Annotated in this window: 11 protein-coding genes; all 11 read right to left on the bottom strand. The window is 53.5% G+C overall.

Annotated features, from left to right (window positions below):
* Positions 1 to 76: 76 nt before the first annotated feature.
* The 11 genes from rnr to amiB all read right to left on the bottom strand — a co-directional run bounded on the left by rnr (position 77) and on the right by amiB (position 13,107).
* On the bottom strand, positions 77 to 2,518 hold the full coding sequence (gene rnr / locus EFER_RS21115) for a ribonuclease R (RefSeq protein ID WP_000076294.1): 2,442 nt from the start codon (positions 2,516 to 2,518) through the stop codon (positions 77 to 79).
* A 38-nt stretch (positions 2,519 to 2,556) separates the two neighbouring features.
* Positions 2,557 to 2,982: a nitric oxide-sensing transcriptional repressor NsrR gene (nsrR, locus tag EFER_RS21110; protein ID WP_001177637.1), complete on the bottom strand. Its 426-nt coding sequence runs from the start codon at positions 2,980 to 2,982 to the stop codon at positions 2,557 to 2,559.
* A gap of 204 nt (positions 2,983 to 3,186) precedes the next feature.
* Positions 3,187 to 4,485 (bottom strand): adenylosuccinate synthase, encoded by a 1,299-nt coding sequence (purA, locus tag EFER_RS21105; protein ID WP_000527955.1) that lies wholly within the window; start codon positions 4,483 to 4,485, stop codon positions 3,187 to 3,189.
* 103 nt (positions 4,486 to 4,588) lie between these two features.
* The gene (locus EFER_RS21100) at positions 4,589 to 4,786 is read right to left on the bottom strand and encodes a DUF2065 domain-containing protein (protein WP_001089295.1); all 198 of its coding nucleotides are present in this window, start codon (positions 4,784 to 4,786) and stop codon (positions 4,589 to 4,591) included.
* An 81-nt stretch (positions 4,787 to 4,867) separates the two neighbouring features.
* Positions 4,868 to 5,872, bottom strand: coding sequence for a protease modulator HflC (gene hflC / locus EFER_RS21095; protein ID WP_001232412.1), 1,005 nt, complete (start codon positions 5,870 to 5,872; stop codon positions 4,868 to 4,870).
* A 2-nt stretch (positions 5,873 to 5,874) separates the two neighbouring features.
* On the bottom strand, positions 5,875 to 7,134 hold the full coding sequence (gene hflK, locus EFER_RS21090; protein WP_000312477.1) for an FtsH protease activity modulator HflK: 1,260 nt from the start codon (positions 7,132 to 7,134) through the stop codon (positions 5,875 to 5,877).
* An 85-nt stretch (positions 7,135 to 7,219) separates the two neighbouring features.
* Positions 7,220 to 8,500, bottom strand: coding sequence for a ribosome rescue GTPase HflX (gene hflX / locus EFER_RS21085; protein ID WP_000460360.1), 1,281 nt, complete (start codon positions 8,498 to 8,500; stop codon positions 7,220 to 7,222).
* Positions 8,501 to 8,575: 75 nt separating this feature from the next.
* Entirely contained in the window at positions 8,576 to 8,884 is a 309-nt protein-coding gene (hfq, locus tag EFER_RS21080; RefSeq protein WP_001051883.1) for an RNA chaperone Hfq, read from the bottom strand.
* An 85-nt stretch (positions 8,885 to 8,969) separates the two neighbouring features.
* The gene (gene miaA, locus EFER_RS21075; RefSeq protein ID WP_001280339.1) at positions 8,970 to 9,920 is read right to left on the bottom strand and encodes a tRNA (adenosine(37)-N6)-dimethylallyltransferase MiaA; all 951 of its coding nucleotides are present in this window, start codon (positions 9,918 to 9,920) and stop codon (positions 8,970 to 8,972) included.
* Entirely contained in the window at positions 9,913 to 11,760 is a 1,848-nt protein-coding gene (gene mutL / locus EFER_RS21070) for a DNA mismatch repair endonuclease MutL (RefSeq protein ID WP_015953939.1), read from the bottom strand. Before mutL ends, miaA begins: the two co-directional genes overlap by 8 nt.
* A gap of 9 nt (positions 11,761 to 11,769) precedes the next feature.
* Positions 11,770 to 13,107 carry an N-acetylmuramoyl-L-alanine amidase AmiB gene (gene amiB / locus EFER_RS21065; protein WP_000990284.1) on the bottom strand — a complete coding sequence of 446 codons (1,338 nt, stop codon included), beginning with the start codon at positions 13,105 to 13,107 and terminating at the stop codon, positions 11,770 to 11,772.
* Between the last annotated feature and the right edge of the window lie 16 nt (positions 13,108 to 13,123).

Raw genomic sequence — 13,123 nt, 5'->3', positions numbered from 1 at the left:
TTTACGTTTTGCCGGGAGCGCCACGCTTGCCCGGCCTACAGATAATTCACCCTCTTCTGTTTGAAGAGGGTAATGATCACTCTGCCACTTTTTTCTTCGCCGCACGCTTCGCTTTGGTCGCTGCGGCTATTTTCTGCGTTTTCGCCGATGGCTTTTTCGCTTTTCTCGCGTCTTTCTTCGCCGCTTTCGGCTTCGTTTTTTTCTCGCCGCGGAAGGCGCTGTCTGGCTCAAAGTTTACCTTTTTACCGACCTGGCGACGCTTGCCGCCTTTTTTGCCTGCATCGCCTTTTTTCGCTTTCTCGCGCGCGGTTTTACCGACGTTGCGCGGTGCGCGTTCGCTGGAGATCAGGCTAAAGTCGATTTTGCGCTCGTCCATATTAACCGCTTCGACGCGAACTTCCACGCGATCGCCCAGGCGATAAGTCTGGCCGCTGGATTCACCCATCAGGCGTTGTCCCACCTGGTCAAAGCGATAGTAGTCATTGTCCAGCGAAGAGACGTGGACCAGACCATCGATGAACAAGTCATCCAGGCGAACAAAGAAGCCAAAGCCAGTGACACTGGAAATCACGCCTTTAAAGACGTTACCTACCTGGTCGAGCATGAAGTCACACTTCAGCCAGTCAGCCACATCGCGCGTTGCTTCGTCGGCACGACGTTCCGCCATCGAACAGTGCTGACCCAGTTGCAGCATTTCTTCCATCGAATAATGGTAGCCGCCGGTTTCAGTGGTGTTGCCCTGATGCCCCTGCTCTTTCGCCAGCAGATACTTAATGGCGCGGTGTAGCGTCAGGTCAGGATAACGACGAATCGGCGAAGTAAAGTGCGCATAGGACTGCAATGCCAGACCGAAGTGACCACGGTTTTCCGGATCGTAAATCGCTTGTTTCATCGAGCGCAACAGCATGGTTTGCAACATTTCTGCGTCAGGACGGTCAGCAACCGATTCCAGCAGTTCCGCGTAGTCACGTGGTTCCGGCTTGTTACCGCCAGGCAATTCCAGCCCCAGTTCCGCCAGCACTGAACGGAAAGAGGTTATCGCTTCGGTGCTCGGCTTGTCGTGAATACGGAACAGTGCCGGTTCTTTGGCCTTCTCAACGAAACGCGCCGCCGAGATATTCGCCAGAATCATGCACTCTTCAATTAACTTGTGTGCGTCGTTACGCTGGGTCTGTTCGATACGCTCAATACGGCGTTCAGCGTTGAAAATAAACTTCGCTTCTTCGCTCTCAAATGAGATCCCGCCGCGTTCTTCACGGGCTTTATCCAGCACTTTATAGAGGTTATGTAACTCTTCGAGATGCTTAACCAGCGGGGCGTACTGCTCGCGCAGCTCCTGATCGCCCTGCAGAATATGCCAGACTTTGGTGTAGGTCAGACGCGCGTGAGAGCTCATCACCGCTTCGTAGAATTTGTAGCCCGTCAGGCGGCCTTTCGACGAAATCGTCATCTCGCAAACCATACACAGGCGGTCTACCTGCGGGTTGAGCGAACACAGGCCGTTAGAGAGCACTTCCGGCAGCATCGGGATAACCTGCGAAGGGAAGTAGACCGACGTACCACGGTTACGCGCTTCTCTGTCCAGCGGTGTTGGCGGACGCACATAGTAGCTGACATCGGCAATTGCGACCCACAAACGCCAGCCACCGCCGCGTTTTTTCTCGCAGTAAACTGCATCGTCAAAGTCACGGGCGTCTTCGCCATCAATGGTGACCAGCGGTAAATCGCGCAGATCGACACGGCCAGCTTTCGCCTCTTCCGGCACTTCTTCTTTCAGCCCGGCAACCTGTTGCTCAACAGCCTGCGGCCAGATGTACGGAATTTCATGGGTACGCAGAGCAATATCAACCGCCATGCCGGTGCCCATATTATCGCCCAGCACTTCGACGATTTTACCCACCGCTTTGGTACGGCGAGTCGGGCGTTGAGTCAGTTCAACCACCACCACAAAGCCCATCCGCGCGCCCATGATCTGATCGGGCGGGATTAAGATATCGAAGCTCAGACGGCTGTCGTCAGGAACCACAAAGCCGACGCCCGCTTCGGTAAAGTAGCGGCCAACAATCTGGCTGGTTTTTGGCACCAGCACGCGGACAATACGCGCTTCACGGCGGCCTTTACGGTCAGCGCCCAGCGGCTGCGCCAGGACCTGATCGCCATGAATGCAGGTTTTCATCTGCTCGCTGGAGAGATACAAATCATCTTTACGCCCTTCAACCCGCAGAAAGCCGTAGCCATCACGGTGGCCAATAACGGTACCTTTCACCAGGTCGAGGCGTTCCGGCAGCGCATAGCACTGACGGCGAGTGAAGACCAGTTGACCGTCGCGCTCCATCGCACGCAGGCGGCGACGCAGGCCTTCAAGCTGCTCTTCGCCTTCAATGTGTAGTTCTACCGCCAGCTCATCACGGCTGGCCGGTTTTTCACGTTTGGTTAAATGTTCGAGGATAAATTCCCGACTAGGGATGGGATTCGCGTATTTTTCAGCTTCGCGTTCCTGGAAAGGATCTTGTGACATCTCGGTTCCTCCGTTGTCATCTCTGATGAAGATTTTCGTCACTCCACCAGCAATAATTTATAAAGCGGTTGATTCTCTTCAACCAAATCGGCAAGCGTGTAGTTATCCAGTTCCATAAGAAAACTTTGCACGGCCTTAGAAAGCGCCTGTTTCAACCGACAGGCAGGTGTAATGTGGCAAAACTCACTGCTGCAATTCACCAGCGATAAGGGCTCCAGCTCGCGCACCACATCACCAATACGTATCGCACTCGCCGGTTTCCCCAGGCGAATGCCGCCATTTTTTCCACGAACAGCAGTCACGTAGCCGGCACGACTAAGTTGATTGATTATTTTGACCATATGATTACGGGAGACGCCGTAGACGTCAGTCACTTCAGAAATACTGGTCATCCGCCCTTCTGGCAATGACGCCATGTAGATCAGCGCACGTAATCCGTAATCAGTGAAACTCGTTAACTGCACATCAACCTCAAAAGGGAAAGCGGGAAAAAATACATTTATATTGATGATAAACCAGCCACAAGCTGTGTCGCTAATTTATTTCAGTTCGGGGAAGGAAAAAAGCGAGGATTTAACACTGTGTCGGATAGCATAATGGCTAACCCGACACAGCAATGTATCACACTGTTAGCCCGGCAGGCAAAATATCTGCCAGGCGTACCAGAATTACGCGTCGAACGGGTCGCGCAGAATCATGGTTTCAGTACGATCCGGGCCGGTAGAGATGATATCGATCGGCACACCGGTCAGTTCTTCAATACGCTTGATGTAGTTCAGTGCCGCCTGCGGCAGACCGCTACGATCTTTCACGCCGAAGGTGGATTCAGACCAGCCCGGCATGGTTTCGTAAATCGGCTCTACACCTTTCCAGTCGTCTGCTGCCAGCGGAGTGGTAGTCACTTCGCGACCATCCGGCATACGGTAAGCCACGCAGAGTTTCACCTCTTTCAGGCCATCCAGAACGTCCAGTTTGGTCAGGCAGAAGCCAGACAGGGAGTTCAGCTGTACCGCACGACGAACGGCAACGGTGTCCAGCCAGCCGGTACGACGACGACGACCCGTAGTTGCGCCGAATTCGTTACCCTGCTTGCAGAGGAACTCACCAGTTTCATCAAACAGTTCGGTCGGGAACGGACCTGCACCTACACGAGTGGAGTAAGCTTTGAGGATACCCAGAACGTAATCAACATAACGCGGGCCCAGGCCGGAACCGGTCGCCACGCCACCTGCAGTGGTGTTGGAAGAAGTTACGTACGGATAAGTACCGTGGTCGATATCCAGCAGCGTACCCTGCGCACCTTCGAACATGACGAAATCGCCACGCTGACGCGCCTGGTCGAGCAGGTCAGAAACGTCAACCACCATAGAAGTCAGGATGTCGGCAACAGCCATCGTATCATCCAGAACTTTCTGGTAATCAACCGCTTCAGCTTTGTAGTAGTTAACCAACTGGAAGTTGTGATATTCCATCACTTCTTTCAGTTTTTCAGCGAAGGTTTCTTTGTCGAAAAGGTCGCCAACACGCAGACCACGACGTGCCACTTTATCTTCATAAGCAGGCCCGATACCACGACCCGTGGTGCCGATCGCTTTCGCGCCGCGCGCTTTCTCACGCGCGTTATCCAGCGCAACGTGATAATCAAGGATCAGCGGACATGCTTCAGACAGCAGCAGACGCTCACGAACGGGGATGCCACGGTCTTCCAGTTCTTTCATCTCTTTCATCAGCGCGGCCGGAGACAGCACAACACCGTTACCGATGATGCTGGTTACATTCTCGCGGAGAATACCTGATGGAATAAGATGGAGAACGGTTTTTTCACCGTTGATTACGAGAGTATGGCCTGCGTTGTGACCGCCCTGGTAGCGTACAACATATTTAGCCCGTTCAGTCAGAAGATCGACGATCTTACCTTTACCTTCGTCACCCCATTGGGTGCCCAGTACGACGACGTTGTTACCCATTTTTCAAAATCACCGTTTGCTTAAAAATGGATTCTACCATCGCTTTTTCAGAGTTACAGCACTTTTTGCACTCAAAAATGACCTCGGTCAGTCTGTTTTTTGTTCAGCCAATCGTTTTCCTCAACATGTAGTAGACCACAACGCCCGCAACCACAAGTCCACCGCCAAAACGACGTAAAATATTATCGGGCAAATTGGTCATCGCAGAGATCATCTTCTTCCATGCCTTCGGGTAAAGCATCGGCCCTAAACCTTCCAACACCAAAACCAGAGCAAGCGCCAGCCAGATTGTCGAATTCATTCATTATCCTTATAGAAAAAGAAAACCACCGGCATCCCTGAGGATGCGGTGGCTTTATTGACCTGTACCGCAGTCGTTATATTAACGCGTTGCGGAAGTCGGCGTCTTCATGTAGCGGAAGAAATCGCTGTCCGGGCTCATGACCATCACGTCCTGATTGCCGGAGAAGCTGTTCTCATAAGCACGCAGGCTACGGATGAATGCGTAGAAGTCCGGATCTTTACTGAATGCATCAGCAAACAGTTTGGCTGCTTCTGCATCGCCTTCACCACGCATGATGCGGCCCTGACGCTCAGCTTCTGCCAGCGTTCTGGTCACTTCATAGTCGGCAGTCGCGCGCAGTTTTTCCGCTTCTTCCTGACCTTGTGAACGGTGACGACGTGCTACCGCTTCACGCTCGGCGCGCATACGGTTGTAGATCGCTTCAGACACTTCGGTCGGCAGGTTGATCTGCTTGATACGCACATCGACAACTTCAATACCCAGCGCCGCCATACTGTTCGGGTTGATGACCGGTACTTTACCCTTCGTCTCAGCCGTTACGCGCTCTGCCGCTTCGGCAATGGCGTTATCTGCCGCCGGGGTAGTAACTTCATCTTCTGTACCCGCAGAACCGGAGTTCAGCGCGTCACGTACTTCGAGGGTCAGACGACCACGGGAATCGGTGACGATGTCTTTCACGTCCAGGCGACCAATTTCAGAACGCAGACGGTCAGAGAACTTACGTTTCAACAGCACTTCCGCTTGCGAAATGTCGCCACCGCCCGTTGCCAGGTAGTAACGGCTGAAATCACTGATGCGCCATTTGATGTAAGAGTCGACGATCAGGTCTTTCTTCTCTTTAGTCACAAAGCGGTCGGCCTGGTTGTCCATGGTCTGAATACGTGCATCAAGCATTTTCACCGTTTCAATGAACGGTATCTTGAAATGCAGACCCGGCTCATAAACCAGAGGTTTGTTGTCATCGTCACGCAGTACCTTACCAAAACGCAGCGTAATACCGCGCTCACCTTCTTTGACGACAAAGACAGACATGTAAAGCACTACCAGCACGATGATGATAATCGCGATAACTGACTTACGCATCGTTATTCCCCCTGACGCTGGTAGTCGTTACGCTGCGCGTTAGCGCGGCGTTGGTCCATAATATCGCCCTGACTGGTGGACGACGTGTTGCTTGCTCCACTGGTTGTGGAGGAAGAGGCTGGCGGCAGACGCAGCAGATTGCTGGCACCGTTATCGCTCTTCGCCGCAGGGGCATTGCCACCTTTCAGCATCTGGTCTAACGGCAGAACCATCAGGTTGCCACCTTTATCGTTAACCAGCACTTTGCGGGTGTTGCCCAACACTTTTTCCATCGTCTCGATATACAGGCGCTCGCGGGTAATTTCCGGCGCAGCTTTATATTCCGGCAGAAGTTTAGCAAAGCGTGCCACTTCACCCTGGGCTTCCAGGATAGTCTGAGCCTTGTACGCACGAGCCTCTTCGAGGATACGTTGCGCCTGACCGTTCGCACGCGGCTGAACTTCGTTGGTATACGCTTCTGCTTCACGAATGTATTGCTGTTCGTTTTCACGCGCGGCAATCGCATCGTCAAACGCCGCTTTTACTTCTTCCGGCGGACGAGCTGCCTGGAAGTTGACGTCCAGCAGAGTGATACCCATGTCATACGGACGAATCGTCTCTTCCAGTTCGCGCTGAGTATCGCTACGAATCACGGTACGACCTTCCGTCAGAATGCGGTCCATGGTGTATTTACCGATAACCCCACGCAGGGCGCTGTCGGTAGCCTGACGCAGGCTGTCATCCGGGCTGGTCACGCTATATAGATATTTTTCCGGATTGGTGACGCGGTACTGTACGTTCATCTCAACGCGCACCACGTTTTCGTCCGACGTCAGCATCACACCGGAAGCAGCCAGTTCACGCACGGCTTCCACGTTCACCGGTTTGACTTCGTCGATAAACGTCGGTTTCCAGTTCAGACCCGGCTCAACCAGATGGCTGAATTTACCAAAGCGTGTTACCACGCCGCGTTCGGCTTCTTTAATGGTGTAGAAACCACTGGCCGCCCAAATAATGACAATCGCTGCCGCTGCGATGGTAACGACACGACCGCCAAGCTGCGGGCGCGGGCCTTGCGATGAATTACCACCGCCAGATCCGGTGCCTTTACCGCCGCCCAGACCACCGAGCTTTTTGCTCAGTTTGCGGAAGATATCATCTAAATCAGGTGGCCCTTGATCGCGACCGCCTTTGTTTCCATTTCCCTCAGAGTTGCCGCCAGGTTTGCTGCTTCCCCACGGGTCGCGGTCTTGTCCGTTATTACCGGGCTGATTCCACGCCATGTTTGTGCTCCATATTTGTTATGCGGTGATCCCTGTTGTCTTTCGACGCCAGAGGATATGACTCCACGCTTCAGACGCTACGCCGTTAGATCAAGTAATCGATCAACGCCGGTTCTTGTTTGCAGAGGCGACGCCAGTCAACGATCGGCATACGAACTTGCAGACTTACGCTGCCGTCCTCCTCCATCCACTCTTTTTCTATTGCCTGAAGCTGATAAAAACGACTTCTCAGACGCCCTTCCTGCGGCGGCAGACGCAATGTATGCTGCGCCACCTCGCCGGAAAGACGCTCCGTCAAAGCCTGAAAAAGCTGTGGTATCCCCGCTCCGGTCTGCGCAGAAAGCCAGACACGGATCGGTTTGTTCTCTTCGTCCCGATCAATACGCGGTTCAAAATCTTCCAGCATATCGATCTTGTTCATCACCAGCAGGGTTGGGATCTCGTGAGCATCGATCTCTTCAAGAACCGTATTCACCGCTTCGATGTTTTCTTGTACTCGCACATCTGCCGCGTCAATGACGTGCAGCAGCAATGTGGCTTGCCGCGTCTCTTGTAACGTGGCTTTAAATGCCGCCACCAGATCGTGCGGCAGGTGGCGAATAAACCCTACGGTATCTGCCAACACGGTTTCACCGACATCCGCGACGTCAATACGCCGCAACGTCGGGTCGAGGGTGGCAAACAACTGGTCTGCCGCATAGACCCGCGCTTCGGTGATGCGATTGAAAAGGGTAGATTTACCGGCGTTGGTATATCCCACCAGCGAAACAGTAGGAACGTCGGCTTTGATACGCGATTGCCGCCCCTGCTCACGCTGTTTTTCAACTCTTTCCAGGCGCGACTGTATCTGCACGATGCGATTACGCAACAAACGACGGTCGGTTTCGAGCTGGGTTTCACCCGGACCACGCAAACCGATCCCGCCTTTCTGTCTTTCAAGGTGGGTCCAGCCACGCACCAGGCGCGTAGCCAGATGGCGCAACTGCGCCAGCTCAACCTGCAACTTACCCTCATGGGTACGCGCACGTTGGGCGAAAATATCTAAAATAAGGCCGGTGCGGTCGATAACACGACACTCGCACAAACGCTCCAGGTTACGCTCTTGCGCCGGGCTCAGGGCATGGTCAAAAAGAACGACCGAAGCACCCGTCGCTTTGACAGCTTCCGCAATTTCAACTGCTTTACCTTCACCTACAAAATACTTTGGGTGCGGCGCTTTACGGCTACCGGTAATCACCTGCAATGCTTCGACACCGGCGGAAGAAACCAGAGATTCAAACTCCTGGAGGTCTTCCATATCTTTGTCTTGCGTAAAATAGATGTGTACCAGTACCGCCTGCTCACCAGCATCATAACGGTCAAACAAGCGTATAACCCTCTAAATAGATCAGCGGGGAACGCAGGATCGCTGGCTCCCCGTGTAAAAAAACAGCATGAAACCTTATTCGGTTTCTTCGCTGTCCTGTTGCGCGGAAGTATTCTGCGCGCTGCTACCATGATGGTAGTTACTGCTGGTACCGCCACCGGCGTTGTTACTGTGATGAGAAACCGGGCGAGACGGGACAACAGTAGAAATCGCGTGCTTGTAAACCATCTGGCTGACCGTGTTTTTCAACAGGATCACGAACTGATCAAAAGACTCGATTTGTCCTTGCAGCTTAATACCATTCACCAAATAAATAGAAACTGGAACACGTTCCCGACGCAGTGCGTTCAGGAACGGATCTTGTAAAGATTGCCCCTTAGCCATTCTCTCTTTTCCTTATATGCTTATTTGTACTTTGAACCTTTCGATTCTGAAAAAATTGCGCACGATACGTCTCAATTGTACACATTCAGCCTGCGATAGCACCAACAACCTGTAATACTTCGTCACGCGCCTGTTCTGGTTTTTCACTGTCAAGCCAGTGAACCCCTTCCCAACCACGCAGCCAGGTTATCTGCCGCTTCGCCAACTGTCTCGTGGCGCAAACACCTCGATAAACCATTTCATCGTATGAGATTTCGCCTTCAAGGTAAGACCACATCTGGCGATAACCCACGCAACGAATGGAAGGCAAGTCCGTATGCAAATCTCCTCGGGCAAAAAGCGCCCGGACTTCTGCTTCAAAACCTGAAGCCAACATCTGATGAAAACGCTGCTCAATTCGTTGATGGAGCAGTTCACGGCTCGCCGGGGCGATGGCGAACTGATGCACCTGATACGGTAGAGCGTCTCCTGACGTTTGCGTCAGTTCCGTTAAAGTTTTACCCGAAATGAAAAAAACTTCCAGTGCCCGGGAAAGCCTTTGTGGATCATTTGGATGAATCCTTGCTGCCGCAACCGGATCGATCTCCTGAAGTTGACGATGCAATGACTCCCAACCTTGCTCTGCCGCCTGTTGCTCAATTCTGGCCCGCACTTCGGGGTCTGCCGACGGTAGCGGCGACAACCCTTCCAGCAATGCCTTGAAATACAACATCGTACCGCCCACTAATAGTGGGATCCGCCCCGCCGCGGTGATATCGGCCATTTCCGCCAGCGCATCGCGGCGAAAATCAGCGGCCGAATAAGCCTGCGACGGATCGCGAATATCCAGCAATCGGTGCGGCGCGGCGAGTAACTCTTCAGCGTTCGGCTTCGCCGTCCCGATATCCATCCCTTTGTAAATAAGGGCAGAATCAACGCTTATCAACTCTACTGGTAAAATTTTACGCAGCTCAATGGCTAACGCCGTTTTACCGGAGGCCGTCGGCCCCATCAAAAAAATCGCCTTAGGCAGGCTCGCCTTACTGATATCACTCATCTTTCAGGGCTTTTATCGCCGGATGTAAATCAACAGATTGTAACAGACCACCCGGCGGCGTTTTCACAAGTTGCGGACATAACCGTTCCACGTCCGCCAGCAGGGTGATGGCCTGTGCCATTGACCACTGCGCATGTTCGCTCATCAGATTTCGTGCAATCCACTGCGCAATATTGCCAGGTTCGAATACGGACTGCTTCGCCAGGTAGCCTATCAGTTCAGGAATCAAGATTTGTAAATTTTGTTGGCGTAAGGGTAAAGGCACGGCCCTGATGGTCACATACTGTGCATCGGACTGGAAATCAATACCCAATTCCGCCAGGGCAGACTGCGCTTTTTCTAATGCCGATTTTTCTTCGCCAGAAACTTTTAGCCGCAACGGAATAAGCAACGGCTGGGCGCAAACTGGCGTTTCACCCGGCGTCAACTGCGCCTGACGCAGCCAACGTTCTGCCACTGGCAGGGCTAAAAGTGAAATGTTGCCGTCGCGCTCCAGCAACGCACAGTCGGAATGGACGATAGTCAGTACCCGACCAAAACTCTGACTATTCGCCGCAAGCGCTGGCTCCTGCGGTTCAGGTGCTTTTGGTTTTTGCATCGGCGCAGGCGTTTGCAAAAGCTGGCGATACACTTCACCTTGCTGTTTCTGGTAGCCTGGCTGCGCATTCGGCCAGGAAGCTGCTGGACGACCACCAGAGGCGGGCGCAGGAGAGTAGCGGGGAGCTACCGGTTCACGAACTGCCGGTTCAGCAAAATGATTACGCCCGGCGGCCACGCGGTTCTCCGGAATGGTGCGCGGTGCAGGTTGAGGTTCATCGTCCAGTGGCAGCGGCGTTTCCAGCTGTTGTTGTAGCACACTCAGCACGCCCTGATAGATAAAGTCGTGCACCAGACGCGACTGATGGAAACGCACTTCGTGTTTGGCGGGGTGCACGTTGACGTCCACTTGATGTGGGTCGATCTCCAGATACAACACAAATGCCGGTTGCTGATCGGCCCCCAGTTTGTTTTCGCAGGCCTGACGGATCGCATGATTGATCAGGCGATCGCGCATCATGCGACCATTCACGTAGCAATACTGAATTTCTGCCAGTGTGGGCGTGGTATGGTTTGGATCTGCCACCCAACCGCGCAGCGTGAGATCGCCGTGCTGCCATTCAATCGCCAGCGCATGTTCGAGAAAAGCGGTGCCGCAAATCGCGCCTAAACGCCGTTCTTTTTGCCCGCCTTCCGGCACTGCACGATACTGACGCACAATTTTTCCGTTATGCGACAGGTTTATAGTGACGTCGAAACGCGCCAGCGCAATGCGGCGGATGATTTCATCAATATGGTTAAATTCGGTTTTCTCGGTACGCAGGAATTTCCGCCGCGCCGGGGTGTTGTAGAACAGATCCAGCACTTCCAGCGTCGTTCCCACCGGATGCGCCGCCGGTTTAACCGTCACGTCCATATCGCGCCCTTCGGCATATGCCTGCCAGGCTTCCTGCTGATCTACGGTGCGCGAAGTGAGCGTCAGACGGGAAACTGAACTGATACTCGCCAGCGCCTCACCGCGGAACCCCAGGCTGATAATAGCTTCGAGATCGTCCAGAGAGGCGATTTTACTGGTAGCATGACGCGCCAGCGCCAGCGCCAGTTCATCTTTTTTGATACCGCAGCCGTTATCACGAATGCGGATAAGTTTCGCCCCACCGCGTTCGATATCAATATCAATACGCGTCGCACCCGCATCGAGGCTGTTTTCCACCAGTTCTTTGACTACCGACGCAGGTCGCTCGACCACCTCACCTGCGGCAATCTGGTTCGCCAGTTGTGGCGGTAAGACCTGAATTGGCATCAATAATCCTTAGTTTGGCAGCGTGCGATCTGGCGTCGTCACCGTGCTGGCCGTTTGTGCCGTTGCCCCCTGCGGCGCAGATTGCATCGGATGCGCAAGGAAATAATTGCGCAGGCCTTTGTAAATGGCTTCTGCCAGCTGTTGTTGGTAATCGTCGCTCGCCAGCAAACGTTCTTCGCTGTTGTTGCTGATAAAACCGGTTTCGACCAGTACTGATGGGATATCCGGCGAACGCAGAACGCCAAGGCTGGCGTGTTCTGGTCGACGTTTATGAATTTCGCCGATGCGTTGCAACTGGCTGATCATACTGGTCGCCACATCATACCCTACCCGCTGGGAATGACCGAACTGTAAATCCAGCACCGCCTGGCTTAAATACGGATCAGACTGACTGTTCGCCAGCACATCGCCCGCTCCGCCCAGCAGCTCCGACTGTTTCTCGTGCTGCTCCAGCCAGCTGGCCATTTCGCTGTTGGCGCGACGGTTAGAGAGCACCCATACGGAAGCGCCAGTCGCACTGCGGTTCGGTGCGGCATCAGCGTGAATCGACACGAGGAAATTAGCGTTTTGCTTACGTGCCACATCGCTGCGCCCCATCACCGAGATAAAGTAATCCCCGTCACGGGTTAAAACGCCTTTAAACATTGGATCGTCATTGAGCAAAGTACGCAATTTACGTGCGATGGCGATGGTGACATTTTTCTCCCGCGTACCACCGGGGCCGATAGCGCCAGGGTCCTGACCACCGTGTCCTGCATCAATAGCGATGATAATTTTATCGCCAGTGTTAGCCGTCGCGCGCGCTGCCGGACGCGTTACCGTATTACTGCTGATAACACCCGTAGTGCGGTTACTTTCGGTTTTAAACGGATTACGCGCCGGTTCGCTGACGCGCGGTGCGACAACTGCAGGCGTTTCAACGCGCTTCGCAACCACTGGCGGCGGTGGAGGCGGTGGCGGCGCATCAGCGTTAATCGTAAAGACGACAGTGTAATTGCTACCATTCTGCCGCTTCACCGCTTCGGTTTTACCGTTTTCGGTGAGATCGACCACCAGCCGTAGCGTTTGTGCATCTTTAGGCGTTCCAGAGCGAATCGCCTTCACCAGATTATTACCGCTGAACAACAACGGTAGCCCCTGAATCACGCCCGTTTGTTTGATATCGAGCGCCACGGTGCGTTTGTTTTGATGGCTAAACGCGTAATCAGGATCGCCAGTAAAACTCAATGTTATTCGCGCCTGTTGATTACCGTTAGAAACCTGAATATCAGAGAGCGTAGCGGCGCCAGCCTGCGCGCACAGCAGCAGCAACGTCGCTACCAACCAATTTCTGATGCGATACATCATCCCGCCACCTTTCAAA

Origin of the sequence: Escherichia fergusonii ATCC 35469 (assembly GCF_000026225.1) — a bacterium.
Taxonomy (GTDB): domain Bacteria; phylum Pseudomonadota; class Gammaproteobacteria; order Enterobacterales; family Enterobacteriaceae; genus Escherichia; species Escherichia fergusonii.
The sequence above is the reverse complement of the archived record's forward strand: the minus strand, read 5'-3'. Positions and strand labels throughout refer to the sequence as shown.

Excerpts from the sequence above, each read along its gene's own strand:
- rnr (WP_000076294.1), bottom strand. The coding sequence starts at position 2,518 with ATGTCACAAGATCCTTTCCAGGAACGCGAAGCTGAAAAATACGCGAAT.
- purA (WP_000527955.1), bottom strand. The coding sequence starts at position 4,485 with ATGGGTAACAACGTCGTCGTACTGGGCACCCAATGGGGTGACGAAGGT.
- EFER_RS21100 (WP_001089295.1), bottom strand. The coding sequence starts at position 4,786 with ATGAATTCGACAATCTGGCTGGCGCTTGCTCTGGTTTTGGTGTTGGAA.
- hflC (WP_001232412.1), bottom strand. The coding sequence starts at position 5,872 with ATGCGTAAGTCAGTTATCGCGATTATCATCATCGTGCTGGTAGTGCTT.
- hflK (WP_000312477.1), bottom strand. The coding sequence starts at position 7,134 with ATGGCGTGGAATCAGCCCGGTAATAACGGACAAGACCGCGACCCGTGG.
- hfq (WP_001051883.1), bottom strand. The coding sequence starts at position 8,884 with ATGGCTAAGGGGCAATCTTTACAAGATCCGTTCCTGAACGCACTGCGT.
- miaA (WP_001280339.1), bottom strand. The coding sequence starts at position 9,920 with ATGAGTGATATCAGTAAGGCGAGCCTGCCTAAGGCGATTTTTTTGATG.
- mutL (WP_015953939.1), bottom strand. The coding sequence starts at position 11,760 with ATGCCAATTCAGGTCTTACCGCCACAACTGGCGAACCAGATTGCCGCA.
- amiB (WP_000990284.1), bottom strand. The coding sequence starts at position 13,107 with ATGATGTATCGCATCAGAAATTGGTTGGTAGCGACGTTGCTGCTGCTG.